The sequence below is a fragment of the Paramicrobacterium salitolerans genome, from assembly GCF_051513965.1.
GTDB lineage: Bacteria > Actinomycetota > Actinomycetes > Actinomycetales > Microbacteriaceae > Paramicrobacterium.
In genome coordinates this window covers 911,504-937,717 of sequence record NZ_CP195847.1, presented here as the reverse complement: position 1 = coordinate 937,717, position 26,214 = coordinate 911,504, and the positions used below count along the sequence as shown (strand labels likewise).

General features: G+C 66.2%; 21 protein-coding genes, 1 tRNA gene and 1 riboswitch. Of the genes, 6 read left to right on the top strand and 16 right to left on the bottom strand.

The annotated features are described in order from the left end of the window. Positions 1-161: 161 nt before the first annotated feature. The gene (locus tag ACSAGD_RS04375; protein WP_437584512.1) at positions 162-2,267 is read left to right on the top strand and encodes an Ig-like domain-containing protein; all 2,106 of its coding nucleotides are present in this window, start codon (positions 162-164) and stop codon (positions 2,265-2,267) included. A 2-nt stretch (positions 2,268-2,269) separates the two neighbouring features. Here the strand turns inward: ACSAGD_RS04375 and ACSAGD_RS04370 are convergent, their stop codons facing one another. Further along, complete coding sequence (locus ACSAGD_RS04370) at positions 2,270-2,578, bottom strand: rhodanese-like domain-containing protein (protein WP_437584511.1); 309 nt, start codon at positions 2,576-2,578, stop codon at positions 2,270-2,272. A 48-nt stretch (positions 2,579-2,626) separates the two neighbouring features. On the opposite strand from ACSAGD_RS04370, the gene ACSAGD_RS04365 reads away from it, so the two are divergent. Together ACSAGD_RS04365 and ACSAGD_RS04360 are read left to right on the top strand one after the other, a co-directional pair. Next, entirely contained in the window at positions 2,627-4,288 is a 1,662-nt protein-coding gene (locus ACSAGD_RS04365; RefSeq protein WP_437584510.1) for a bifunctional 3'-5' exonuclease/DNA polymerase, read from the top strand. A gap of 24 nt (positions 4,289-4,312) precedes the next feature. Next, a riboswitch (TPP riboswitch) is annotated at positions 4,313-4,404 on the top strand. Further along, positions 4,396-5,940 carry a bifunctional hydroxymethylpyrimidine kinase/phosphomethylpyrimidine kinase gene (locus ACSAGD_RS04360; protein ID WP_437584509.1) on the top strand — a complete coding sequence of 515 codons (1,545 nt, stop codon included), beginning with the start codon at positions 4,396-4,398 and terminating at the stop codon, positions 5,938-5,940. Its footprint overlaps the riboswitch before it by 9 nt. A gap of 17 nt (positions 5,941-5,957) precedes the next feature. Here ACSAGD_RS04360 and ACSAGD_RS04355 read toward each other — a convergent pair whose 3' ends face one another. From ACSAGD_RS04355 to ACSAGD_RS04300, 12 genes are all read right to left on the bottom strand, one after another. Then, positions 5,958-6,605, bottom strand: a complete 648-nt coding sequence (locus tag ACSAGD_RS04355; protein WP_437584508.1) for a nucleotidyltransferase domain-containing protein — start codon at positions 6,603-6,605, stop codon at positions 5,958-5,960. A 19-nt stretch (positions 6,606-6,624) separates the two neighbouring features. After that, positions 6,625-6,697, bottom strand: a tRNA-Leu gene (locus ACSAGD_RS04350). 79 nt (positions 6,698-6,776) lie between these two features. Next, positions 6,777-8,306, bottom strand: coding sequence for an NAD(P)/FAD-dependent oxidoreductase (locus ACSAGD_RS04345; RefSeq protein WP_437584507.1), 1,530 nt, complete (start codon positions 8,304-8,306; stop codon positions 6,777-6,779). A gap of 166 nt (positions 8,307-8,472) precedes the next feature. Next, complete coding sequence (locus tag ACSAGD_RS04340; RefSeq protein WP_437584506.1) at positions 8,473-9,813, bottom strand: S8 family peptidase; 1,341 nt, start codon at positions 9,811-9,813, stop codon at positions 8,473-8,475. Positions 9,814-9,925: 112 nt separating this feature from the next. Next, the gene (locus ACSAGD_RS04335) at positions 9,926-11,251 is read right to left on the bottom strand and encodes a S8 family peptidase (RefSeq protein WP_437584505.1); all 1,326 of its coding nucleotides are present in this window, start codon (positions 11,249-11,251) and stop codon (positions 9,926-9,928) included. Positions 11,252-11,380: 129 nt separating this feature from the next. Beyond that, positions 11,381-12,718, bottom strand: a complete 1,338-nt coding sequence (locus ACSAGD_RS04330; protein WP_437584504.1) for a S8 family serine peptidase — start codon at positions 12,716-12,718, stop codon at positions 11,381-11,383. 2 nt (positions 12,719-12,720) lie between these two features. After that, positions 12,721-13,245 carry a DUF501 domain-containing protein gene (locus ACSAGD_RS04325; protein WP_437584503.1) on the bottom strand — a complete coding sequence of 175 codons (525 nt, stop codon included), beginning with the start codon at positions 13,243-13,245 and terminating at the stop codon, positions 12,721-12,723. A gap of 4 nt (positions 13,246-13,249) precedes the next feature. Continuing rightward, the gene (locus ACSAGD_RS04320; RefSeq protein WP_437584502.1) at positions 13,250-13,813 is read right to left on the bottom strand and encodes an FtsB family cell division protein; all 564 of its coding nucleotides are present in this window, start codon (positions 13,811-13,813) and stop codon (positions 13,250-13,252) included. A 74-nt stretch (positions 13,814-13,887) separates the two neighbouring features. After that, positions 13,888-15,168: a phosphopyruvate hydratase gene (gene eno / locus ACSAGD_RS04315; protein WP_437584501.1), complete on the bottom strand. Its 1,281-nt coding sequence runs from the start codon at positions 15,166-15,168 to the stop codon at positions 13,888-13,890. A gap of 90 nt (positions 15,169-15,258) precedes the next feature. Beyond that, the gene (gene hisS, locus ACSAGD_RS04310) at positions 15,259-16,572 is read right to left on the bottom strand and encodes a histidine--tRNA ligase (RefSeq protein WP_437584500.1); all 1,314 of its coding nucleotides are present in this window, start codon (positions 16,570-16,572) and stop codon (positions 15,259-15,261) included. 13 nt (positions 16,573-16,585) lie between these two features. Then, positions 16,586-17,350: a MazG family protein gene (locus ACSAGD_RS04305; protein WP_437584499.1), complete on the bottom strand. Its 765-nt coding sequence runs from the start codon at positions 17,348-17,350 to the stop codon at positions 16,586-16,588. After that, positions 17,343-18,800 carry an aldehyde dehydrogenase family protein gene (locus tag ACSAGD_RS04300; protein ID WP_437584498.1) on the bottom strand — a complete coding sequence of 486 codons (1,458 nt, stop codon included), beginning with the start codon at positions 18,798-18,800 and terminating at the stop codon, positions 17,343-17,345. The genes ACSAGD_RS04305 and ACSAGD_RS04300 overlap by 8 nt, the downstream gene beginning before the upstream one ends. A 94-nt stretch (positions 18,801-18,894) precedes the next feature. Here ACSAGD_RS04300 and nhaA point away from each other — a divergent pair, with 94 nt between their 5' ends. Further along, complete coding sequence (gene nhaA / locus ACSAGD_RS04295) at positions 18,895-20,211, top strand: Na+/H+ antiporter NhaA (protein WP_437584497.1); 1,317 nt, start codon at positions 18,895-18,897, stop codon at positions 20,209-20,211. A 100-nt stretch (positions 20,212-20,311) separates the two neighbouring features. Further along, the gene (locus ACSAGD_RS04290) at positions 20,312-20,800 is read left to right on the top strand and encodes an HIT family protein (RefSeq protein WP_437584496.1); all 489 of its coding nucleotides are present in this window, start codon (positions 20,312-20,314) and stop codon (positions 20,798-20,800) included. Between the two features lie 3 nt (positions 20,801-20,803). Here the strand turns inward: ACSAGD_RS04290 and mfd are convergent, their stop codons facing one another. Then, positions 20,804-24,424, bottom strand: a complete 3,621-nt coding sequence (gene mfd, locus ACSAGD_RS04285; RefSeq protein WP_437584495.1) for a transcription-repair coupling factor — start codon at positions 24,422-24,424, stop codon at positions 20,804-20,806. Continuing rightward, entirely contained in the window at positions 24,421-24,855 is a 435-nt protein-coding gene (locus ACSAGD_RS04280) for a histidine phosphatase family protein (RefSeq protein WP_437584494.1), read from the bottom strand. The genes mfd and ACSAGD_RS04280 overlap by 4 nt, the downstream gene beginning before the upstream one ends. A gap of 151 nt (positions 24,856-25,006) precedes the next feature. Between ACSAGD_RS04280 and ACSAGD_RS04275 the strand changes: the two genes are divergently transcribed. Beyond that, positions 25,007-25,549, top strand: a complete 543-nt coding sequence (locus tag ACSAGD_RS04275; protein ID WP_437584493.1) for a hypothetical protein — start codon at positions 25,007-25,009, stop codon at positions 25,547-25,549. A gap of 12 nt (positions 25,550-25,561) precedes the next feature. On the opposite strand, the gene pth is transcribed toward ACSAGD_RS04275, so the two are convergent. Continuing rightward, positions 25,562-26,146 (bottom strand): aminoacyl-tRNA hydrolase, encoded by a 585-nt coding sequence (gene pth, locus ACSAGD_RS04270; protein ID WP_437584492.1) that lies wholly within the window; start codon positions 26,144-26,146, stop codon positions 25,562-25,564. Positions 26,147-26,214: the final 68 nt, after the last annotated feature.

Here is a 26,214-nt window from a genome sequence, read left to right as displayed (position 1 = left end):
TCTCCTGCACGTCCGCTGAGAGCGTCCAGAAAAGGGCCCGTGGTTGCTTGACTTCGCAGTAGGAATCACCGTGAATGGGTGATGAAGTGGGGCGGACTTTATCTATACACAGACACAGCATCTCGCCGGATGAACCGGCAAGAGCACACCGTCGTTGGCGTTTGCTCCTTCTCTCGCTCGTCGCGGCCGCCACCATGATGGTCCCCGCCCTTCTCGCCGCGCCCGCTCACGCCGTTGACGGCGGGACGCAGGACGCTACCGCCCCGGTCGAGACGGACGATGACGGCAAGAAGGACCCGGACGGCACGACGCCCCCGCCGACGGAGACTGAGCCGCCGGTCGACGCCACAGTCGCGCTCGATCCGCTACCGTCACTGATCAGACAGGACAGCGTCACGGTCTCCGGAACTGTCCCCGATTCGATCAAGCCGGGCAGCACGGTCACCGTCAAATCCCAGGGCCGCCAGGCGACGAACACGTCGGTGACCGACTCGCACACATTCTCCGCAGACATCGAAGTGGCTGCGGGCGAAAAGCAGAAGATCACAGCCTCCGTCGATGGCGCAAAAACCGCGGAGGCATTCGTGAACGTGCTCTTCGCGCCGTCCATCACTCAGAATGAGATCGTCGCCGGGATCGGCGAGAACACGGTCTCCGGCACGGGGTATAAAGGCGCGAAGCTGACGCTCACGGTCGGGGAACGGACCTACTCCACGACCGTGAAAAGCGACCGCTCGTGGACGGTGACCGTCGCACACGAGGTCAGCCGCGGCACGGCAACCGCGACGCAGACCACATCGTGGGCTCCGGAGGGGTCGAACGCCAGTCGGAGCATCCCCATCACCGTTGATCTGACGGCGCCGAAGCCACCCGCGCTCTCCTCCCCCGCGGCGGGCACGACGCTGCCGCTGGCCGGCGCGACGATCTCAGGCACAGCAGAGCCGGGAGCGCAGATCACCGTCTTCGTTGGAGCGCAGGCGATCTGCAAGACCACGGCGTCGTCGAGCGGAGCGTGGTCGTGCACGGCATCCGAGGTCTATAAATCAGGCAAGGGCAGCATCGTCGCGATTGCAACCGACGCCGTAGGAAACTCCAGCAAGGACAGCAGCCCGGTGTCGGTGAGGTTCGGCTCCGCCTCGTCATCTCCGACCGATCCGCCGACGACGGACACCCCGTCGGACACGCCGTCCGACGAAGAGACCACGCCGGACGAAGAGTCCGAGGAGCCTTCTCCATCGGAGAGCGATGACAGCCGCAGCGAGGCGGCGCCGCCTGCACCGGCAGACCCGCGAGGTCCGTGGAACCACGCGACGCCATTCACCGATGCGCTTCCGCCCGCGCTCGGAGCCGAGGCGATCGCCGGTTGGGCGCGCGCGCTCCTCCTGGCAGCGTTGACGGTCGGGCTCATCCTGATTCCGGCACGGATGCTCGCGGGCACGTTCGCGCGTCGTCGCGTCGCGGCATCCGCTGTCACCTTCACCGGAAGAAACCGCTCGTCGTCGGAGTTCGAGATCGCCCCGTCACTCGCCGTGCCGAGCCGTGTGGCGATGATCGTGATCGGAATCGTCGGCACCGGAGCCCTCGCGATTTTCGCGAACCCCGTCGACGGGCGCCCGGCCTACCTGCGGCTGCTCGTCGCGTCCGTGCTCGCCGCCGCGCTCATCAACGCGGTCGCCGCGTGGGTTCCACGCATCCTCTCGCACGTGTGGCGGTGCGGCTACACGGAGGTTCGCTTCAACCCGCGGTGGCTGATGCTGGTCGCGGCATCCGTTCTGGCCACCCGACTGTTCGACCTGCACCCCGCGCTGCTCTTCGGGCTCGTCACCACCGTTCGCGTGCCGAGCGTGCTCGCGGACGCCGTTCTTGCGAGACTCGCACTGACGCGCATGGGCGGGGTCTTCGCCACCGGCATGCTGGCGTGGATGCTCGCCGCGCTCGTGCCTCAGGGAGGCGGGTTCTTCACCCAGCTCGTCATCGAGACGGCGAACATCACGGCGCTCGTCGGCATCGGCTCGGCGGCCATCATGATGGTGCCGCTCGGACGGCTGAGCGGTCGCGCGATCTTCGCCTGGTCACGACCGCTGTGGCTGGGCTCCGTGCTCGCGATTCTCACCGCGCTGTTCGTCATGCTCGGACCGACCATCGAATCGTGGCGCACGACGGGCAACATCCTCGCGGCACTCGCGCTCGTTCTCGCGTTCGCCGCGCTCGGAATCACGCTGTGGCTGTGGCGACGGTTCGTGCAGCCGATGCTGACGAGCTCGTAGCCTCAGTCGGTCACGACGGGCAGGTCGGCCTCCTGCCAAGCTGCGATGCCGCCCTCGACGTTCACCGCGTCGATGCCCTTCTGCTCGAGGTACTGCGTCACGCGGGCGCTGCGGCCGCCGACGTGGCACATCACGTAGAGTTCATCGGCCTCGGGAAGCTCGCCCTCACGCTCCATGAACTGCGTCATCGGAATGTGCACGGCACCCTCGAGGTGCCCTCCGGCCCACTCCTCGTCCTCACGAACGTCGACCACGACGATGTCGCCGTTCTGTCGTCGTGCGGCCAGGTCTGTCACGGTGATCTGCTTCATTCCTCCATCTTCACATCGAGTGTCTGTGGGAGCCACGAGAATAGAAGCGTGTTCGTCGTCATCGAGCCCGGGAGTGAGCCGGGCAGCCTCCGTCTCGTCGACGTCGACGAGACCGGTGGCGTCCTCGCAGACACGATGGTCGAGCGTGAGGATGCCTCGAGTGCGGTGCAGATACGAGAAACAGAGTCGCCGCGCTGGGTCTTCGCCCGCACGTCGGAGCTGTATCCGCAACTGCTCGCACGCGGCATCCGTCTCGGGAGAAGCCACGACCTCGCCCTCTGTCGTGTCATCCTGCGCCGATCGACGACGACGAGCGGGCCGCTGCACGATGCACCGCTCGACGAGTGGGATGCTCCTCGAGAGGCGCCGCGCGACGACGGACTGCTCAGCGGGCTCGGCGTCGCCGGGTCGATGCGCGACCGCGCGGATGCCGTCGCAGAGCTGCAGCGTCAGCTCGCGACGATCCAGGGCGCGACGTCTCCGTGGCGGCTGCGTCGCCTGCTCGCTGCGGAGTCGTGCGGAGCGATGATCGCGTGCGAGATCCACGCCGACGGGCTTCCCTGGAGGCGCGATGTGCACAACCGTCTGCTCACCGAGGCGCTCGGGCCTCGCCCCGTGTTCGGAGGGCGTCCAGCCACGCTGGAGCAGCTCGCGAACAGCATCCGTGCCGCACTCGCCGCACCGGCTTTGAACCCCGACTCCCCTGCCGAGCTGCTGCGCGCTCTGCGGGCAGCAGGGCTGTCGGTGAACTCCACGAGCAAGTGGGAGCTTCGCGGCATCGAGCATCCCGTGATCGAGCCCCTGCTGCGCTACAAATCGCTGTCGCGGCTCATGACCGCGAACGGGTGGGCGTGGCTGGACGAGTGGGTGCACGACGGCCGGTTCCGCCCGGACTACATCGTGGCGGGTGTCGTCACCGGGCGCTGGGCGACGGACGGCGGCGGTGCTCTTCAGCTGCCGAAGCAGGTGCGGCCTGCGGTGATCGCGGACGACGGGTGGACGTTCGTCGTCGCCGACGCCGCGCAGCTCGAACCGCGGATCGTCGCCGCCATGGCCGGCGACGTCAGAATGGCGGAAGCTGGGCACAGCAAGGACCTCTACCAGGGGCTCGTCGACGCCGGAACCGTCGATACCCGCGCCCATGCGAAGGTCGCCATGCTCGGAGCGCTGTACGGTTCGACGACGGGCGAGAGCGCACGGCTCATGCCGCGGCTGATGCGGGACTACCCGCGTGCGACTGGGCTCGTCGAGGCCGCCGCACGCGCCGGTGAGCGGGGCGAGCAGGTGACGACGTGGCTCGGGCGCAGCTCTCCCCCGCCCGCGGATTCGTGGCGGGCGATGATGCGAGCGGCCGCCCAGGTGTCGGCGACTCCCGCGCAGGAGCGCGCGGCGAGAAGCGCCCGGCGAGAGTGGGGCCGGTTCACCCGCAACTTCGTCGCGCAGGGAACCGCCGCCGAATGGGCGCTGTGCTGGTTGGCTGAGCTTCGCCATCGACTCCGCTCGATGGGCGAGGCATCCTCCAGACCTCACCTGGTCTATTTTCTGCACGATGAAGTGATCATCCACACCCCGACCGAGCACGCTGACGAGACCGCCGCAGCCGTTCAGAAGGCGGCGGATGCTGCGGGCCGCGGTCTCTTCGGGGACTTTCCGATCGACTTCCCCCTCGGTGTGACCATCACGCGCAGCTACGCAGAGGCCAAGCCCTGAGCCCGATCAGGTAGAGTGGCCGACACATGTGACACGGGGTGCCCGTCCAGGCTGAGAACACACCCGTCGAACCTGATCTAGCTCGTACTAGCGAAGGGATGTCGCGAATGTCGCGTACGCCAGAACCGTCCGTATCCAGGCTCACCGCTGCAGCCGCAACGGCTGATGACGCTGACGCAACCGCTGTTCCGCGGGTGCTCAGCATCGCCGGAACCGACCCGACAGGCGGGGCCGGCGTTCAGGCCGACCTCAAGTCGATCGCCGCGAACGGCGGTTACGGCATGGCGGTCGTCACCGCGCTCGTCGCGCAGAACACGCACGGAGTCCGGTCGGTGCACGTTCCGCCCACCGAGTTTCTGAGGGAGCAGCTCGATGCGGTGAGCGACGACGTCGAGATCGACGCGGTCAAAATCGGGATGCTGGCCAACACCGAGATCATCGAGGTCGTCGACGAGTGGCTGGAGCGCGTCGCTCCGCCCGTCATCGTGGTCGACCCGGTGATGGTGGCGACGAGCGGCGATCGCCTGCTCGACGCTTCCGCCGAGGAGGCCCTGGGGCGGATGCTTCGACACGCGAGCATCGTGACTCCGAACGTTCCGGAGCTCGCCGTACTTGCGGGCGAACCGGTTCAGCGCGCCTGGCCGGAGGTGATCGCGCAGGCACGCCGCGTCGCCGAGCGCTTCGACACCCTGGTGCTCGCGAAGGGCGGCCACGCGGCCGGTGATGCTGTGCGCGACGCTCTCGTCTCGGCATCCGGAGTCATCGCCGAGTTCACGGGCGCGCGCGTCCACACCCGCAACACGCACGGCACCGGCTGCTCGCTGTCGTCCGCGCTTGCGACGCTCCAGCCGCAGACCGGCGAGTGGGCGAGCGCGCTCGAGCGTGCGAAGAGCTGGCTCGCTGACAGCATCCGGCATGGCACTCGCCTCGACGTCGGCTCAGGCAACGGCCCCGTCAACCACTTCGCCTCGCTCTGGCGCCGTGCTTCAGCAGCCCCGACCGCAGGCGAGATCGCGGAGCGCTGGTGGACGGAGATCGCAGACGTGCGCGATGACATCGACGCGCTCGAGTTCGTGAGCGGTCTCGTCGACGGGAGTCTCGACGGGGCCGCGTTCCGTCACTATCTCGTTCAGGACACCCTCTACCTGCGTGACTACGCACGCGCGCTTTCGGCGGCGAGTGCGTTGGCGCCCACGGTGGCGGAGCAGGAGCTCTGGGCGGCAGGTGCGATGTCGGCGCTCGCGGGTGAGACGACGCTGCACGCGCGGTATCTCGGAGACCTGTCGATTGTGGATGCCGCAGAGAAGGCACCCGCGACTGTCGCATACACCGACCATCTCGCGGCCGCTGCGGCGAGAGACTCCTACGCGGTGCTGATCGCGGCCATTCTGCCGTGCTACTGGATCTACGTGGACACCGGCACACGCATGCTGCCTCGCGCGACCGCTGAGAACCCGTACTATCCGTGGCTGCAGATGTATGAAGACCAGACGTTCGCCGACGCTGCGACCCGCGCGATCGAGATCGTCAGTGAGACGGCTGCAGCAGCTGACGAACACACCCGCGCTCGCATGTGGCGCGCGTTCCGCATCTCGGCGGAACACGAGCGCGCGTTCTTCGCGGAGCCTCTGCGGCTGACCCGTGACCGCTGAGCGCGGCCACCACGGGGTCAGCTCTCCGTGATGATGCTCAGCCAGGGGTGGCCCGGAGACGTGCGTTCGAGCGCGTCGGCGAACCACCCGCGGCGGGCATCGTCAAGCAGGGGCAGCGTGCTGCGCAGGTCGATGCGGTCCTTCTCCCGATTGCCGCGCGCTTTGTAGAGCAGTTGGATCTCGGGTCGCAGAAAGCGGACGCCGTCATGCTCCCAGAGCGCATCGCTCAGCGGCATCCTGATGCTTTCGTCTCTCTTGTACATCCACGTGGTGTCGTCGCCCGGTGAGAGCAGAATGTCGAATTCCCACGGCTCGGTTCCGCTCGCACGCGTCCACAGCTGGGTGCAGTGTTCCGGAAGAACATCGACGGCGCTTCCGTCAGGGTCGTCATCCGGAAGAATCGGGCCGAGGGTGCCCGAGAGCGCGCCCCACGCGTCGAGACGGCCAGCGAGGTGACGGCGCAGGCGCGGTAGATCGCGCGAGAGCACCGAGACGTCGATATCGTCGTGGTCTCTGGGGATGCCTGTGAACGCTTCGACCGCCCAGCCGCCAGCGACCCACCACGTCGCGTCGTAATCCGCGAAGAAGACGGCGGCTTCCTGAGGAGTGTTTCCGGCCCACGGCCCGTAGAGCCTTGTGAATTCCTCGTCGCTGAGTTCTGCCATCAGATCAGTCTAGAACCTGTGCCCCCACTGGGATTCGAACCCAGACTGAAGCGATTTTAAGTCGCCTGCCTCTGCCGTTGGGCTATAGGGGCTTCGCACCTACTTTACGGGACGTAGGATGCCGTAGACGCGACGAGGCCCTGCCGACCGGCAGGGCCTCGTTCGATGCGACTACTTGTTCGCAGCGGCCTTCTCAGCTGCTTCGCTCGCGCTGGAGGAGTCCTTCTTCGCGGTCTCCTTCTTGGCGGCCGGCTTCTTGGCCGCAGGCTTCTTTGTCGGCGTCTTCTTCGCCGGAGCCTTGTCTGCCGGAGCCTTCTTCTCAGAGGCCGAGGTGGCGTCCGCGGCGGGCTTCTCGTCGGGCTTCGGCTCGGCCGGCGCCGGAGGCTTCGGACGCGCTGCGAACTCCTCGAAGACCGCACGCGGCTCCTGCACGGCCGAGAGCGACGCGATGTCGCGACCGAGGAAGAATCCACCGATCCAGTCACCGAAGACACGGAACTTGCGCTCCCACGTCGGCATGGCCAGACCGTGGTAGCCACGGTGTGCGACCCAGGCGAAGAAGCCCTTGATCGCGATCTTTCCAGACTGGAAGACACCGGTGCCGAGGCCGAGACCGGCGACAGCACCGAGGTTCTTGTGAATGTACTGCTTCGGCTGCTCACCGCGCAGATCAGCGACGATGTTCTTCGCGAGGAGCTTCGCCTGACGCACCGCGTGCTGAGCGTTCGGAACGCAGTAGCCGCCGACGCCGCCACCGGTCAGGTCGGGAACACGCGAGACGTCGCCCGCGGCCCATGCGCCCTCGATGGGCTCCTCGTCGGTGCCGACACGGAGGTCTGCACGCGTCACGACGCGGCCGCGCTCTTCGATCGGGAGGTCGGTGTGACGGACGATCTGCGGCGTGGCCATGACGCCAGCGGTCCAGACGATGAGGTCGGACTCGAACTTCTCGCCCGTGGAGAGCTCGATGTTTCCGTCGACGCACGATGCGAACTGAGTGTCGAGGTGAACGAGGGCTCCGCGCTTCGCGAGGTCCTTCAGCACCCAGTGGCTCGTCTTCAGCGAGACCTCGGGCATGATCCTACCCATCGCTTCGACGAGGTGGAAGTGGATGTCGTCGAACGCGATCTGCGGGTAGAACTTGAGCAGAGCCGTCGCGAACGAGCGCAGTTCGGCGAACACCTCGATACCCGCGAAGCCACCGCCGACGACGACGAACGTCAGCAGACGGTCACGCTCGGGGCCTGCGGGAAGGTTCGCGGCTTTGGCGAAGTTGTCGAGCACGCGGTCGCGAATGGCGACCGCCTCTTCGATCGCCTTGAGGCCGATGCCCTCGTCAGCCAGACCCGGAATGGGGAAGGTACGCGACACAGCGCCCGCGGTGACGACGACCTGGTCGTACTCAAGCTCGTAGGGCTCGCCCACGTCGGGCTCGACCGTGACCTTCTTCTCGGCGTGGTTGATGTACGTCACCTTCGCCGTGATGATCTCGGTGCGCTTCAGGTGCCGGCGCAGCGGAACTATGGCGTGACGCGGCTCAATCGACCCCGCGGCGACTTCCGGAAGGAACGGCTGATACGTCATGTAGGGACGGGGGTCGATGACGGTGACCTCTGCCTCTCCAGAACGCAGGTGCTTCTCGAGCTTCCATGCGGTGTAAAAGCCGGCGTATCCGCCGCCGACAACGAGAATCTTGGGCACGGTGAAATAATCTCCTACAGAATCGCAAGTACAGCAAACGAGCGTACTACTTCTTGTATGCCACCCGTTTTGCATGCCGGGCAGCGCCGATGGCACCAAGCTTTAACAGTGTACCAGCGCACTTTACGCCACTTTGACGCAGTTTTTCCGCCCTGCAGATCGCACGTCAGCGCTGTGACCAGGAGGAGTGGTGCTCGCTCTCGCGGAGGCGTCGCGCGCTCCGCCGGAACCCGGTGATGCCCAACGCGATGAGAGTTCCGGTCCCCAGAAGGAAGGCCGCGGGAATGCTGACCCAGCGCAGAGTCGTCGGAGTCGGCAGGAGCGGATTCGCGTGGGATGCCTGCTCCGTCACAGGCGGCAGCACTGTGACCTTTGACGTGTCGGTCGGTGCCTCGACGTCGCCGGCGTCGGCTCGTCGATTCACCGTGATCCATTCTTCGAGGCTGCCCATCGGGTTCGCATCCACGCTCGCGACGTCCGCATTGATCGCGTCACCGACGTTGGCCAGACCGTAGCCGTAGTCCGACGACGGAATCTCATCTCCCTGGTATTTCGTGGGATGCGCGGTCTTGATCAGGCGGTTGATGATGTTGTTGGCATCCATGTCCGGATATGCCGAACGCAGCAGTGCGACCATGCCGGCGACGATCGGCGACGCACCGCTTGTGCCATTCCATTCGACGTGCGACCCGTCAGCGCTGACACCGGTCAGCTCCTCACTCGTCGCTGACACTCCGATCGTGATGCCCTCCGTCGATGCACCGCCGCTCACCTTGTGGTCGCGATCGACTCCGCCGACGACGAGAACCCCGGGAATCGTCGCTGGAGCACCGACCTGCTCCGAGCCGCTCCCCCGGTTGCCTGCGGCAGCCACGATCACGACGTCATTGTCGAACGCGTACTGGAACGCTTCATCCCAGAGCGGAGACCATTCCTTCGTGTTGGAGCCGAACGACATATTGATCACATCGGCGCCGTTGTCGACAGCCCAATGGATGCCGTCAGCGACCTGCTGGTCGATCGGAATCGTGCTGCCGCTGCCGCCGAGGCCGATCGAGACGGACAGCAGCGTCGCTTCCGGCGCCACACCCGTCAGTCCGCTGGAGGTGCCGTCTCCCCTGCCTGCAGCGAGCGAGGCGACCCAGCTGCCGTGATTGCGCTCTTCCTTCGGACCGAGCGGCGTACGGCCATCTGGCGAACCCGCACCTGACACGTCGGTTCCATCGGTCACGCCCGAGAAGTCCTTCGGCCCTTTGCCGATGCCGGTGTCCATGACAGCGATGACGGCGCCTTCGCCCTTCGTGGTCTTCCAGGCCTCCTGCACGCCGTAGTCGCTGTCGAGCCAGAACTGGTCGGAGCGATCGATCGCGGTCGTTGCGGGCGCTGCCGACGCGGGGACCGCGCCTAAACAGCTGAGCAGAAATGCCGATGCGAGAGTGGAAGCAACCGCTGCTCCCCTCCGACGTCGTCCTGCTGTCCCGTGCTCCGTTCGGGGGCGCTCACGCATCTCGGCTCTCCTCTGCAGATCATCGTGACGATGTGCTCGTCTTCGCGACGCTGTCCATGATTCCAGCGCAGAGCTCGCGCGCACATGGGGAGGACTCCACTCCCCATGACGATCAGGTGGCCGGAGGGTGCAGCGACTGCGTCTTCTGCTCCTTCTCCTTCACACGCCGAGCATCACGACGGAACGCGAGGATGCCGAGAGCGATGAGTGTTCCCGCACCGAGGACGAACGCGGCCGGGACGCTAACGAAACGCAGGGTGGTCGACGTTGGCAAGAACGGGTTCTCCTGCGGGCTCGCCTCGTCGACGGGCGGCAGCGCCTTCACCTTTGACGTGTCGGTCGGCGCTTCCACGTCGCCCGCCTCGGCCCGACGGTTCACCTTGATCCACTCCTCAAGGCTGCCCATCGGATTCGCGTCCACGGTCGGCACGTCCTTGTTTATGGCATCGCCGACATTCGCCAATCCGCATCCGTAGTCTGACGAAGGGATCTCGTCTCCCTGGTACTCAGTGGGGTGCGCGGTCTTGATCAGACGGTTGATGATGTTGTTCGCATCCATGTCCGGATATGCGGAGCGGAGCAGCGCCACCATGCCGGCAACGATCGGCGACGCCCCGCTCGTGCCCGCCCACATGATGTGCTCGCCGTTCGCAGAGACGCCCGTCAGTTCCTCACTCGGCGCAGAGACACCGATCGTGATGCCCTCGGTGGATGCTCCCTCACTGACTTTCGTGTTTCGGTCGACTCCCGCGACCGTCAGAACACCGGGGATCGTCGAGGGGGCTCCGACCATCTCGGTTCCGCTGCCGCGGTTTCCCGCTGCTGCGACGATGATGACGTCGTTCTCATAGGCGTATTGGAATGCTTCATCCCACGACGGATCCCAGTCCTTCGTGTTCGTTGTGAACGACATGTTGATCACATCGGAACCATTATCGACAGCCCAGTGAATGCCCTCGGCGACCTGATCGACGAATGACACCGTGCTCCCGCTCGATGGGAAACCAACCGAAATGGCTAACAGGTCGGCCGCCGGTGCGACACCCTGAAGATCATCACCGCGGCCCGCCGCGAGCGAAGCCACCCAGCTTCCGTGGTTCTTCTCTTCTTCAGCGCCCAACGGCGTGCGACCGTCGTCGCTGCCGACGCCCGACATATCCGTGCCCCCGACGACTCCTGAGAAGTCCTTGGGGCCTTTGCCGATGCCGGTGTCCATCACGGCGATGACGGCGCCCTCGCCCTTGGTCGTCTTCCACGCCTCCTGCACTCCGTACCCGCTGTCTAGCCAGTACTGCAGACTCCGGTGATTCGTGTCCGCCTGTGCAGGAGCGGCACCAAGCGCAAGGAATGTCCCGGCAGCAGCGACGACGGCGAAGCTGCGACGCCACCAGGAAGCGTGCGTTTCAGTGTGACCTCGTGTTCCCTGGCGCTCGGTCATACTCTGCTCTCCTTCGTCTCGTGACGTCTGTGCCCAACTCACTTGCACCTGGACAGGGACGCCGCCGATTGGCGATCGGGCTGCTTCATCTTCCCACGCCTGCTGCGAAGTGGGGAATCAAATATGAGATCAGGGTACGGGAGACTGCGACGACTGCGTTTCGTGTTCATTCTCCTTGACCCGCCGAGCATCGCGACGGAACGCGAGGATACCGAGAGCCAGGAGTGTACCCATTCCGAGCACGAACGCAGCCGGGACGCTCACGAACTTAAGAGTCGTCCGGGTCGGCACGAGCGGATTCTCGTGAGACACAGCTTTCTCAATCGGCGGCAGTGCTTTCACCTTGGACGTGTCCTTCGGGGGTTCGACGTTGTCGGCCTGCGCCCGCCGGTTCACCTTGATCCACTCCTCAAGGCTGCCCATGGGGTTGCTGTCGACCTCCTCGACATCAGCAGTGAGTGCGGCGCCGATGCTCGCGAACCCGTACCCATAGTCCGGCGACGGAACCTCGTCCCCCTGATTCACCGACGGGTTCGCTGTCTTGATCAGCCGGTTGATGATGTTGTCGACGTTCATGTCGGGATACTTTGCGCGAAGCAGCGCCACCATGCCCGCGACAATCGGTGACGCGCCACTCGTGCCATTCCATTCGACGTGCGACCCATCAGCACTGACACCGGTCAGCTTCTCACTCGGCGCGGTCACAGCGATCGTGATCCCCTCTGTGGATGCTCCGAGGCTGATCTCTCCTTGACGGTCTACGCCGCCGACGACGAGTACTCCGGGAATGGTCGCCGGGGCACCCACCATGTCTGTTCCGCTGCCGCGGTTTCCAGCTGCCGCGACGATGACGACATCGTTCTCATAGGCGTACTGAAATGCTTCATCCCACGACGGATCCCAGTCCTTCGTGTTCGTCGTAAACGACATGTTGATCACATCGGCGCCGTTGTCGACCGCCCAGTGAATGCCCTCGGCGACCTGATCGACGAATGACACCGTGCTCCCGCTCGAGGGAAACCCGAGTGAGACAGAGAGAAGAGACGCTTCGGGCGCGACGCCGAGTAATCCGTCAGACGTGCCATCTCCCCGACCCGCGGCGAGAGATGCGACCCAACTGCCGTGATTTTTCTCTTGATCTGCGCCGAGCGGTGTCCGGCCATCGGCGCTTCCCACACCTGAGACGTCAGTGCCGTCCGTCACGCCGGAGAAATCTTTCGGGCCCTTGCCGATGCCTGTGTCCATCACAGCGATGACGGCGCCCTTGCCTTTCGTGACTTCCCACGCTTTCTGAATGCCGTACCCGCTGTCGATCCAGTACTGATCGCTGCGGTCCACGCTGTCCGCCGAGGCGGGAGCCACACCGATCGCGAGGAAAGCCCCCGCGGCGGCGACGATTGCGAGCCCACGACGGGCCCATCGACGGTAGCGACCGGAGCTCGCACCCCGCTTCGGATTGCTCGACATCGTCAGTCCTCTCTCGCTGATTCCTCGAGTGTGCACGTGCAGATCTCGGGCGACCAGCGCGCGCGTTCGAGCGCCAAGTCGCCGATGGGATTCACCCCGGGCCCCGCGGCGAGGGCATGGCCGATGAGCGCGTGAAGGCACTTCACACGCGTCGGCATCCCTCCGGCTGAGACGCCGTCGATCTCGTCGACGTGGCCGAACTGCTCGCGATCGGCGAGATAAGCCTCGTGCGCGCGCTCGTACGCGGCACGAAGCTCCGCGTCGTCGGTGAGCATCTGATTGAACTCGACCATGACGTGCTCCGCCTCGAGCGCACTGGCAGCCGCCGTGGCTCCGGGATGGGTCAGGTAGTAGAAAGTCGGGAAGGGAGTGCCGGAGGACAGTCGCGGCTTCGTCGAGACGACCGTGGGGTTTCCGCAGACGCAGCGCGCGGCGATGCCGACGACGTCCCGTGCGGGACGACCGAGCTGGGCGGAGACGACGGCGACGTCGTGTTCCGAGACGGGGTCGAACGGTGGAGTGGTCACGAGGTCATTTCTCCGCGGTCTTAGTCGGTGTGGGAGTCGGCGTCGACGACGGCTTCGGCGAATCGGACTCGTCATCCTCTGACACGGGAGTGAACGCCGCGGTCAGGATGGAGGTGAGCATCGACGATGCCCAGTCCACATCCGTCGTGGTGAGTTCGTCGCTGATCGGCTCCGACGTGTCGGGGAGGAACGTCTTGTCGAGGTCGTTGATCACGATGAAGCTGATCTCGCCCGGCTTCACGTAGAAGAAGCGCTCTCGAGCCTGCGTCTGGATGTAGTTCGGATCGTCCCAGCGCTGGCGCTGCTCCTGCTTCGCCTCGACATCGTCGCGCTGGTCGGCGACCGCCTGACGCAGATCGGCGATCTGCTGACGCTGCTCGACGAGAGCTTTCAGGTTCGGGGCGAGAACGACGACGCCGAGAACGATGAGCGCCATCATCATGAGCGAGAAGCCGGAGAAGTGGATGCCGCCGAGCCAGCGGCTGCGCTCAGTCGGATCGTCAGCTCGACGCGTGCCCGGGCGCGAGCGCGGAGCGGAGCTCGGCGTGCGTGAGGGGCGTCGTGCCACGGCATCCTCCTGATCTGATACAGACGCTCCCGGCACCGCGCCTCTGCGCAGCGCCGGGAGCGTCGGTCACAGTCTTACGCGGTGAAGCGCGGGAACGCGGAGCGGCCGGCGTAGACGGCGCCCTCGCCCAGCTCCTCCTCGATCCTCAGCAACTGATTGTACTTTGCGACACGCTCGGACCGTGCAGGCGCACCGGTCTTGATCTGGCCGGCGTTGGTCGCGACGGCGAGATCAGCGATCGTGGTGTCCTCGGTCTCACCGGAGCGATGCGAGAGGATCGCGGTGTAGCCGGAGTGCTGCGCGAGGCTCACAGCGTCGAACGTCTCGGTGAGGGTTCCGATCTGGTTCACCTTGACGAGCAGTGAGTTCGCGGCGCCCTTGGCGATGCCGCCGGCGAGACGCTCCGGGTTCGTGACGAAGAGATCATCTCCGACGATCTGCACCTTGCTGCCGAGTGCCGGGGTGAGCTGCTGGTAGCCCTCCCAGTCGTCCTCCGCGAGGGGGTCCTCGATGGTGACGAGCGGGTAGTTCGCGACGAGCTCCTCGTAGTACGCGGACATCTGCTCGCTCGAGCGGTCTTCACCCTCGAAGTGGTAGACGCCGTTCTCGAAGAACTCGGTCGACGCGACGTCGAGCCCGAGCGCGATGTCGGAGCCGGGGGTGTAGCCGGCCTTCTCGATCGCCTCGGTGATGAGGTCGAGCGCGGCGCGGTTGTGCGCGAGGTCCGGCGCGAAGCCGCCCTCGTCGCCGAGGCCGGTGGCGAGGCCCTTCGACTTCAGCAGCCCCTTGAGCGCATGGTAGGTCTCGGCACCCCAGCGGAGAGCCTCGGAGAAGCTCGGTGCGCCGATCGGCAGGATCATGAACTCCTGGATGTCGACGCCCGTGTCGGCGTGCGCACCGCCGTTGATGATGTTCATGAGCGGAACGGGCAGAACGTGTGCGTTCGGTCCGCTGAGGTAACGGAACAGCGGCAGGTCGGCCGAGTTCGCGGCGGCGTGCGCGACCGCGAGGCTTACGCCGAGGATGGCGTTGGCGCCGACGCGCTTCTTGTTCTCGGTGCCGTCGACCTCGCGAAGAGCGTTGTCGATGAGACGCTGCTCAGAGGCCTCGAAGCCCTCGATGGCCGGCCCGAGCTCGTCGAGAACGGCGGTGACAGCCTTGGTCACGCCCTTGCCGAGGTAGCGGCTCTTGTCGCCGTCGCGCAGCTCGTACGCTTCGAACGCTCCGGTGGATGCGCCGGAGGGAACCGCGGCACGGCCCACTTCTCCGTCGTCGAGCAGAACCTCGACCTCAACGGTCGGGTTGCCACGGGAATCCAGAATCTCACGGGCGGTGGTCGCCTCGATGAATGCCACGGGATGTCTCCTCTTTGCCGATAGTGGAAGGTGAGTGGAACGTCGTTGGCCCGCGGCCAAGTCTAGCCACACCGCGAGCAAAGCTCATGGTCAGCCGAGGGGCTTGATCTCAAGTTCATTCGGGTCGGTCACCCCGGAACGCACGAACGCGAACGATGTGAAGCCGGCCTCGGTCACGCGGTCGAGCAGCCCCTTGAGGTTCTTGACGCGCTTCTCCAGCCGCACACGTGCGCCTCCGGCGACGAGCTGTGATTTGAGAGCGACGAGATCTGCGGGGGCGACGTCGCGGTCGTGAACGAGGACGATGCGGTCGCCCTGCTGAGCGGCATCCGTCTGGATCAGATCGACGATGCGGTCGAAACCGAGAGAAGCCCCCGAGGCCGGGACGTCCTGCCCGAGGAATCTGCCGACGACGCCGTCGTAGCGTCCGCCGCCACCCAGCGAGTAGCCGAGCTCGGGATGGTGGATCTCGAAGATCGGCCCGGTGTAATACCCCATGCCGCGCACGAGGAACGGATCGAACGCGACGAGCGGAACATCGCTGTGATCGACACCGGATGCCTCGACAGCACGCTCGACCGCTCGACCGATCTCCGCGAGCTCGCCGATGACCTCGGCGTCGACGCCCTCCGGCAGAAGGGAGCGGATCTGCTCCTCTCCGAATGGACCAGCCTCGACGTCGGCGACGCCGACGAGGAACTCCTCGAGCGAATCGATGGCGGATGCCGTCACGCCGCGCTCCCGCAGCTCGGCGACGACGCCGGAGACGCCGACCTTGTCAAGCTTGTCGATCGTGATGAGCACGCCGGGCTGCTCGTCAGCGGCGAAGCCGAACACGTCGAGCATGCTGTTCAGAATGCGGCGGTCGTTGAGTCGGAACGTATAGCCGGTGATGCCGAGTTCGGCGAGCGCCGCGGCCGTGGCCGAGAGCAGCTCGATCTCCGCGAGCGGACCGGGCTCCCCGAAGATGTCGATGTCGCACTGGACGAACTGGCGATAGCGGCCCTTCTGCGGACGCTCCGCGCGCCAGACCGGGGCGATCTGGATGGCGCGGAACACCGGCGGCAGCTCACCGCGGTGCGTCGTGTAGAAGCGTGCGAGCGGAACGGTCAGGTCGAAGCGGAGTCCCAGGTCGGAGATCGCCGCGCTGTCGCCGGAATCGGCCGCCGCCCGCAGATCGTCGCCGCTGAGTCCGCGCTTCAGCACGTTGAAGGTGAGCTTCTCGTTGTCTCCGCCGAGCCCCGCATGCAGACGCGTGTAGTCCTCGACCACGGGGGTCTCGATCTCGTCGAAGCCGTATTGCGTGTAGACGCCGCGGATGAGGCCGAGGGCGTACTCGCGCTTCGCTTTGTCTGCAGGGAGGTAATCGCGCATGCCGCGCGGCGGTGTCACAGAGGAAGCCATGGCTTCAATTCTGTCATGACGAGGGACGCCGCTCCTCACGCTCCGCGTCACGCACGCGGTCGCTCAGGCGGTGGACGGCGCCGCGGAGCGCGCGCTCGGCATCGAGGCCGCGGCGGCGGGCGTCGGCGACGATCGCGAGCAGCTCATCGCCGAGCGCGGCTTCGTCGGCCGCGACGGCATCCGTGTTTCTGTCTTCGCTCTGTTCGGCGCTCTCCTCGTCGCGTCCCACGGCATCGACACCAGGCTCTCGTCCGAGAGCGCCCGGCGGCAGGGCGCCGGCGCGGGCTGCGCGGCCCAGCACTTTGTCAGCGAGCGCGAGAGCGGGAAGCTGCGAGGGGATGCCGTCGAGCGCGCTCGTGCGGTCCTTCTTCTCCTGTGCCTTTGCCGCGCTCCACACGCGGAAGACGTCGTCGAGCGTCGGCGCACTCTCGCCGCCGAAGACATGAGGATGCCGGCGCTCAGCCTTCTCGCGGGCGACACGCGCGACATCGTCGAAGTCGAACCCCTCCCCATCGGTGCGCGCCGCGATCTCGGCATGGAAGACGATCTGCCACAGAACGTCGCCGAGCTCTTCGAGCATCGCCTCGGCATCCTCACTCTCGATCGCGTCGACGAGTTCGTAGCTCTCCTCGACGAGGTAGGTGACGAGGGAGGCGTGGGTCATCGTCTGGCTCCACACGCAGCGGTCGAGCACCAGAGCCATGTCGGCGACGAGCGCCTCGATCTCGGTGCCGCTGCCCCCCAGTGCGAGACCGTCGATGCCGTCGGGCTCAGTCATCGTCGCGCCCGAGGAGCCGTGCGGTGCGCGCGATGATCTTGCGCGCGATGGTGTCCTTCGTCTCTGTGAACGGCGGATACACGAGCGACATCGTGTCGGGTGTGAGGCCCTTGGAGAGCACGGCCTTCGCGTTGCTGAACGTGGTGAACGACCGCTCGCCGTGGTACTCCCCCATGCCGCTGGACCCGACTCCGCCGAACGGCAGATCGGGCACGGTCAGATGCGCGGCTGGAATGCCGAACGCGATCGCCCCCGAGGAGGTGTCGCGCGTGAAGCGGCGGCGCGTCTCGTCGTCCTCCGAGAACACGTAGAGCGCCAGCGGTTTGTCGCGCGCCGCGATGAAGCGCACAGCCTCGGCGGCATCCGCAACGTGCACGATGGGCAGGACGGGCGCGAAGATCTCCTCCTGCATGAGCCTCGACTCAGGGTCCGCATCATCCACGACAGTGGGCTCGACGTAGCGCGCGTCGACGTCGACGCGTCCGCCGATCACAGGCGTCTGACCCTCGAGCAGCTCGCTGACCCGCTGCGTGTGCCGCACACTGACCATCCGACCGTAGTCTCCGCTCTGCGCAGGGTCGTCTCCGTAGAACTCGGCGATCGCCGCGCGGATGTGCGGGACGAGCGCCGCCGCGGTCTCGGCGCTGGCCAGCACGTAGTCCGGGGCCACGCACGTCTGCCCCGCGTTCATGAGCTTTCCCCACATGAGGCGGCGGGCCGCGGCCGCCAGGTCGACGGTGTCGTCGATGAACGCCGGCGATTTGCCGCCGAGCTCGAGGGTGGCAGGGGTGAGATGCTCGGATGCCGCTTTCGCGACGATGCGCCCGATCGCTGTGCTCCCCGTGAAGAAGATGTGGTCGAAGCGCTGCGCAAGCAGCTCCTGTGCGACGTCGGCGTCTCCCTCGACCACGGCGACCGCACGCTCATCCAAATACGCCCCGATGAGTGCGGTGAGGACCTCACTTGTCGCGGGGGCCACTTCACTGGGCTTCAGCACGACCGCGTTGCCCGCGGCGAGCGCCCCGACGAGCGGTGCCAGGATCAGCTGGACAGGGTAGTTCCAGGGACCGATGATGAGCAACGTGCCCTTAGGCTCATACACGGTGCGAGCGGATGCCGGGGCGAGGACGAACGGCACGGCGGCACGTCGCGGTCGCGCCCACGCCCGTAGGTGTCGCAGCGCGTACTCGAGCTCCGTCAGAACGAAGCCGATCTCGGTGACCTGTGACTCTGTGCCGTGCTTGCCGAGGTCGCGATGCAACGCACTCTCGAGAAGCTCCTGGTTGTCGAGGATCAGTCTCTTGAGGGCCTGAAGCTGGTCGCGGCGCCACGCGAGCGGTTTGGTGACGCCGCTCTCGAAGCCGCGTCGCACGTGCTGGACCGCTGTCGCGGCATCCTTCGGCTCTGTCGTCATCGTCTCCCCCTTGATCGGCTGCGGGACGTGGCTCACCTCAACCCTACGCGGCACCCAGCCCCTATACTGGTGCGACGGTGCGCCGGGAAGTCTGGTCGGCAATTTCTGTCAGCGAGCCTGGAGACTGTCTATGACGCGCACGAAGAGCACCCGCACGATCTTCGGACGGGGAAGCAGAGCTGAGGTCACACGCATCGGCGCGATTCTGCGCACGGAGACCGTCGGTGGGATGCTGCTGGTCGGCGCCGCGCTCATCGCCATCGTCTGGGCGAACTCGCCGTGGGCAGACGCATACTTCACCATGCGCGACATCACATTCGGCACCCCCGAGCTGCACCTCGAGCTCACGATCGGCGAGTGGGCGTCTGACGGTCTTCTCGCGATCTTCTTCTTCCTGACCGGACTCGAGCTGAAGAAGGAGTTCGTGGTCGGCGATCTGCGCTCCCCCGCGACCGCTCTCGTTCCCGTGGCTGCCGCCTTTGGAGGCGTCGCGGTTCCCGCGCTCTTCTACGTCATCGTGAACATCGGCTCCCCGGAGTCGTTGCAGGGCTGGGCGATTCCGACCGCGACCGACATCGCCTTCGCCGTCGCTGTCCTGGCCATCCTCGGGTCGCACCTGCCGAGCGCGCTGCGCATCTTTCTCCTGACGCTCGCGGTCGTCGACGACCTCATCGCCATCGCCATCATCGCGATCTTCTACGCGGAGGGCTTCTCTGTGTCGCCCCTGCTGCTCACACTCGTGCCTCTCGCACTGTATGGAGTGCTCGCACACGTGTTCCCGCGATTCTTCGGTCGTCAGCGCTGGGCGGTCTGGGTGATCCTGCTGCCGGTGGGTGTCATCGCCTGGGCCTTCCTGCACGCGTCGGGCGTTCACGCCACGATCGCGGGAGTCGCGCTCGGCTTCGTCGTTCCCGTGCGACGCACCGAACGACACGGTGGACCAGAGTCAGGTCCTGGCCTCGCCGAGGTTCTCGAGCATCGGCTTCGGCCGCTCTCCAGCGGATTCGCGGTTCCCATCTTCGCGTTCTTCGCCGCCGGCGTCGCGATCGGCGGACCCGACGGTTTCGCGACCGCGCTGACGGACCCGGTCATGATCGGCATCCTGGCCGGTCTCGTCTTTGGCAAGCCGATCGGCATCACTCTCACGACGTGGCTGCTCACCCGGTTCACGAAGGCACGGCTCGACAGCTCGCTCGCCTGGGTCGACGTCATCGGCGTCGGGATGCTCGCAGGAATCGGCTTCACCGTGTCACTGCTGGTCGCCGAACTGAGCTTCGAGACGGGCAGCGTCCACGGCGACCACGCGAAGATCGCCATCTTCACGGCATCCGTTCTGGCTGCCTTGCTCGCAGCCGTCGTGCTTCGTGCGCGAAACCGGCACTACCGCCGACTCGAATCAGCCGAGGGCGGCGAGCACGGTGTTCCTCGTGACGAGCAGGCGACGTAGATAGGGCACGAGCACGAAACGCTCCGCCGCGCGACCAAAGATCGGCGATGCGACAGTGAGCGCGTGATGTGCGCCGACATTCGACCGATACAGTGTCGACATGGATTGGCGTGACGATCGGATCGGATCAGCGGCTCGCGGCGAAAACCCGACGGTGATTGCCGAGCTGACAAGCGGGTACGCGGTCATCGGCGATGTGCAGTTTCTCCCCGGCTATTGCGTCCTGCTCGGACGTGATCCTGATGCACGAGCGCTTGCGGACATGCCACGGAAGGCGCGCGTCCAGTTCCTCGCCGACGCAGACCTGCTTGCGACCGCTGTAGAGCTCGCGTGTCGTGAAAGCGATTCCGGGTTCCGTCGCGTGAACCTCGAGGTGCTCGGCAACACAGATGCCTTTGTCCACGCCCACGTATGGCCACGCTATGACTGGGAGCCTTCGCATCTCGTTTCGAAACCAGTCTGGCTCTACGACCCGACCAACTGGTCGAACCCGGCTTCTGCGCTCGGCTCGCAGCACGCCCGACTGCGAGCGAGCATCACGAGAGCACTCTCCTCGCTTGCGGGCGAGGACGACGTGCTCATCAGCTGAGCGCTACCCGGTGGGAGTCTGCTCCGGTTCCTTCGCCTTCAGCGGGAGGATCGCGTCGAGAAGCTGCTGCACCCACGCGATGAGGTCGGCGTCCGCCATCGACTCCCCGTGAGGCTGCGGAATCGGAACGACGAGCGCGTTCGCCTGGCTGAGCAGACGTGCCTTCGGGTACATGCGCTTGAGCCGCACCTGCATCGAGTCGGGAAGGTCCACGGGCGCGAGTCGAAGGTTCGTGCCCATCGTGATGAGATCCGACAGGTTCGAGCGTTGTGCCCGCTGGCGAAGACGCGTGACGGCGACGAGAGTCTGCACCTGCTCAGGCAGCGGGCCGTAACGGTCGACGAGCTCGTCGATCACGAGATCGATCTGATCATCGGATGCCGCGGGAGCGGCGGCCGCGGAGAGCTTCTGATACGCCTCGAGACGCAGCCTCTCGCTGTCGATGTAGTCCTCGGGAATGTTCGCGTCGACGGGAATCTCCAGTCGAAGCTCCGTCTGGCCTTCTGCGACATCGCCGCGGAAGGTGGACACAGCCTCCCCGATCATCCGCAGGTACAGGTCGAAGCCCACTCCCGCGATGTGGCCAGCCTGTTCGCCGCCGAGCAGGTTTCCGGCACCGCGGATCTCGAGGTCCTTGAGCGCGACCTGCATTCCGCTGCCGAGCTCGTTGTTCGCGGCGATCGTCTCCAGTCTGTCCTGGGCGGTCTCCGACAGCGGCTTCTCGGCGTCGTAGAGGAAGTACGCGTAGGCCCGCTCGCGGCCGCGACCCACGCGACCGCGAAGCTGGTGGAGCTGGCTGAGGCCGTACTTGTCAGCGCGGTCGATGATGATCGTGTTCGCGTTCTGGATGTCGAGCCCCGTCTCGATGATCGTGGTGCACACGAGCACATCGAATTTGCGCTCCCAGAAGTCGACCACCACCTGCTCGAGCGTGGACTCAGAGAGCTTCCCGTGTGCCACGGCGATGCGCGCCTCCGGCACGAGCTCCGCGAGCTGCGTCGCGACGCGGTTGATGCTCGCGACGCGATTGTGCACGAAGAAGATCTGCCCCTCACGCAGCAGCTCACGTCGGATCGCCGCCGCGACCTGCTTGTCGTTGTACGGCCCGACGAAGCTGAGAATCGGATGCCGCTCCTCGGGCGGCGTCGCAAGGGTCGACATCTCCCTGATGCCGGTGACGGCCATCTCCAGGGTGCGAGGGATCGGGGTCGCGCTCATCGCGAGTACGTCCACGTTGGTCTTGAGCTTCTTGAGGGAGTCCTTGTGCTCGACGCCGAAGCGCTGCTCCTCGTCGATGATCACGAGGCCGAGATCCTTGAAGATGACCTTCTCAGTGAGCAGACGGTGCGTTCCGATCACCACGTCCACGGTGCCGCGGGTGAGTCCCTCAAGCGTCTCGCGGGCTTCCTTGTCGGTCTGGAACCGGCTGAGCGCGCGCATGTGCACGGGGAACCCGGCGAAGCGCTCGAGGAAGGTCTCGCTGTGCTGCTTGACGAGCAGCGTGGTCGGCACGAGGATCGCCACCTGCTTGCCGTCCTGCACCGCCTTGAACGCGGCGCGAACAGCGACCTCCGTCTTGCCGAAGCCAACGTCACCGGAGAGCAGACGGTCCATCGGGATCGGCCGCTCCATGTCGCGCTTGACCTCGTCGATGGTGGTCAGCTGGTCAGGAGTCTCCGCGAACGGGAAGGCATCCTCGAGCTCGCGCTGCCAGGGCGTGTCCGGCCCGAACGCATGCCCCTTCGCCGCCATGCGCGCCGCGTAGAGCTTGACGAGTTCGACAGCGATGTCACGGACGGCCTTGCGGGCTCGACTCTTCGCCTGAGACCAGTCACTGCCGCCCATCTTCGACAGCTGCGGCGACTCCCCGCCGACGTAGCGGGTGAGCAGGTCGAGCTGGTCGGTCGGCACGAGCAGCTTGTCTCCGGGATAGCCGCGCTTCGACGGAGCGTATTCGAGCACGAGATACTCGCGCGTGGTCTTGACCGCGTTGCGGCCGCCCGTGGAGACCTCGCGCTTGGTCATCTCGATGAACTTGCCGATGCCGTGCGTCTGGTGCACGACGAAGTCGCCGGACTTCAGCTGCAGCGGGTCCACGACGTTCTTCCGTCGCGTCGCGAGCTTCTTCACGGCGCGCGAGTCATAGCCGACGGAGCGTCCGTAGAACTCGGATTCGCCCACAACGGCGATCTTGATGTCCGGCATCTCGAAGCCGTGCTCGACGACCGCCTTGATGAGATACACGGTGCCCGTCTCGAGAGCCTCGGGCACATCGTCGACAATGGTGGCGGGGATGCCGCGATCGCTCAGAACACTCAGCGCGCGCTCCACGAGGCCCTGCCCCTCCGCGGCGACGACGAGCGACCAGCCGTCGCGTCGTCTCTCGTCGACGTGCGCGATGGCTCCGTCGACGTTGCCTTGGAAGCTCGGAACGGTATCGGCGGCGACGCGCACCGCCATGAGGTCATCGAGCTCGAGCTCCTCGGGGAGCAGATCAGCTGGCCCCTGCTGGAACGGGCTGAATGTCCACCACGGACTGTCGGGCTTCTTCTCACCGGGACGGGTGAAGACCACGTCGTCGCGCAGAGTGTTCAGCGTGATGAACTCACCCGCGCCGAGGTCGATCGGCGCTTCTGCTCCCGCGGTCGCGGCGCTCCACGCGGCATCCAAGAATTCTCTGTTCGTCTCGGCGAGACTGATCGACCGCGCAACAACCCGCTCAGGCGACAGCACCGCCGCACCTGTTCCATCAGGAAGGTAGTGCGCAAGCGAGACCAGTCGGTCCAGGAGCGCGGGAGCCAACGACTCCATGCCCTCGACCGGGATGCCCTCCGAGATCTTCTCGAGCATGTTCGACATGCTCGGAAACTCAGCGAGCATCTCTGACGCACGCTGCCGCACGCCCGCGGTCAGCAGCAGCTCCCGGCTCGGCAACAGCGTCACACTGTCGTAGACCTCGGTGCTCGAGCGCTGGTCCGCGACGGAGAACGGCTTGATCATGTCGACTTCGTCGCCGAAGAACTCGACACGGACCGGGTGGTCCGCCGTCGTTGGGAAGACGTCGAGGATGCCGCCGCGGACGGCGAACTCGCCGCGTCGCGACACGAGGTCGACGCGCGTATAGGCGAGCTCGATCAGTTGCGCGGTGAGTGCACTCATGTCATGCCCACGGCCCCCGGTCACGAGCCGGACCGGCTCGATCTCCGTGAGGTCAGAGGCGATGGGCTGAAGCGCCGCGCGCACAGAGGCCACGACCACAAGAGGTGCTTGCCCGTCCCACTCCGACATCCGCCACAGCGCGTCGATGCGTCGACCGACGATCTCAGCACTCGGGCTCAGGCGCTCGTGCGGCAGGGTCTCCCATGCCGGGAACGGCACGATCTCAGCGTCGGGCAGAAAACTGGGCAGCGCCTGCTGCACGCTCTCGGACTCCCGCCCGGTCGCCGTAACGATGAGCACGGCCGGCGGAAGCCCCGCCTCGCGCCGACGCTCGACGAGCCCCGCCAGCAGCGGAACACGCATGCCATCCGCGACGGAGAAGTCGGCGTTCTGCCCCGAGTAGGTCAGTGCGGTGGAGAAGCTGGAGTCGCGGGCGAGAACGTGAGTGAGGCCCTGGAGTTTCACCCTGGCATTCTACGCGCCGCCGCTGCGCCCTCCGGGTGACGGGCGGGCGCTGTTCGCCGCCAGCGTCCCGCCGAGGCCGGTGCGAGGAACACCGGCACCGCATTCGGCAGGTGAGTGTTCCGCACATCATCGACCGCTCCCCCGTCGACGTACCCGGCCAGCGCGATCTTCAGCAGGTAGCCATGCGAGACGACGAGTGTGCGTTCGCCACTCTCACGAACCCGGTCGAGTACGCGGCCCGCTCGCTCTGCGGCATCCTGCCATGTCTCACCGTTCGGAGCGGGTGGAAAGCCGCGCTGAGGGCGCAGCCATCTGTCGAACGACGCCGCATCCTCACCGGTGGACAGCTCGGAGCGAGTGCGACCTTCGAAGCGCCCGAAGCCCAGTTCACGAAGGTCTGCCACGACGTCGACCGTCGCGGTATCCAGCACCTCCAACCGTTCGAGCTCTTGGACTGTCTCCCTGGCGCACCGAGCGGGTGAGATCGCGCAGCAGAGACAGTTTCTGCTCGACGCGTCGGAGGCGGAGCTCGTTCTCTACCTCGACGACGATGTATGGCTCGAGCCCCGCGCGCTGACCCGCATGGCGGATGCCCTTCAGAGGCTCGACTGCGGTTTCGTCGGCTCTGCGGTCCAGGGCCTCTCGTATCTCGATGACGTGCGCGGTCCCGAGCAGCAGCCGTTCGAATGGTGGGAGGGGCTCGTGCGCCCTGAGGAGATCACGCGCGACTCGCCAGAATTCGAGAGATGGATGCTGCACAACGCAGCGAACCTCGCGCACATCGCCGCCGACGCCGACATTCCCGAGGGCGGCTGGAAGGCGTACCGCGTCGCCTGGGTCGGCGGCTGCTGCCTCTTCCGGCGCAGCGCACTCGTCGAGTCCGGAGGATTCGGCTTCTGGACCGAGCTTCCGCCCGACCACGCGGGTGAGGACGTCGTCGCGCAGTGGCGCGTCATGCGGCGATTCGGCGGTGCGGGCATTCTGCCCAGCGGTGCCGTGCATCTCGAGTCGCCCACGACGATCGTCAATCGCGACGTCGAAGCGTCCGCGGTGATCACGGACGACCAGCGGCCGTCGGACACAAGTTACAACAGCCCGACCGGCGTCAGCGACGAGCTCGGCTGAGCGAAGCGGAGCTCAGCGAACCGCAGTGTGAAAGCGCTGCTGAGCGGCGAGGAGCCCCTGGTCGACGATCATCTCGACGGCGTCTGCGGCATCCGCGATCACGTTGGGGAGGGTTTTGCGCTCATCGGCGGAGAAGGGTCGCAGCACGAAGTCTGCGGCATCCTGACGTCCGGGCGGACGCCCGATTCCAACGCGAACGCGAGTGAACTCCGCGGACGCCGCCTTGGTGATGTCGCGCAGGCCATTGTGCCCTCCGTGCCCTCCCCCGGTCTTGAGCTTCAGGCTGTCGAACGGGATGTCCAGCTCATCGTGCACGACGATGAGCCGATCGACATCGAGCGAGTAGTAGGACAGCAGCGCTGAGACGGGGCCGCCAGACGTGTTCATATACGAGAGGCTCTTGGCGACGACGTACTTCGGGCCGCCGGGGACCATGCGTCCCTCAGCGACGACGGCGTGAGCCTTGTGTCGAGAGAAGCGGGCGTGCAGTCGGTCTGCGAGTTCGTCGGCGACCATCTGGCCGATGTTGTGCCGTGTGGTCTCATACGCGGGGCCGGGGTTTCCGAGACCGACGACGAGCCAGGTGTCCGCTGCCATGCTGTTCCTCTCTCAGACGCAAGTGGCCCGCCGGCGCGCCGTGATGGCGACGACCGGCGGGCCCGATG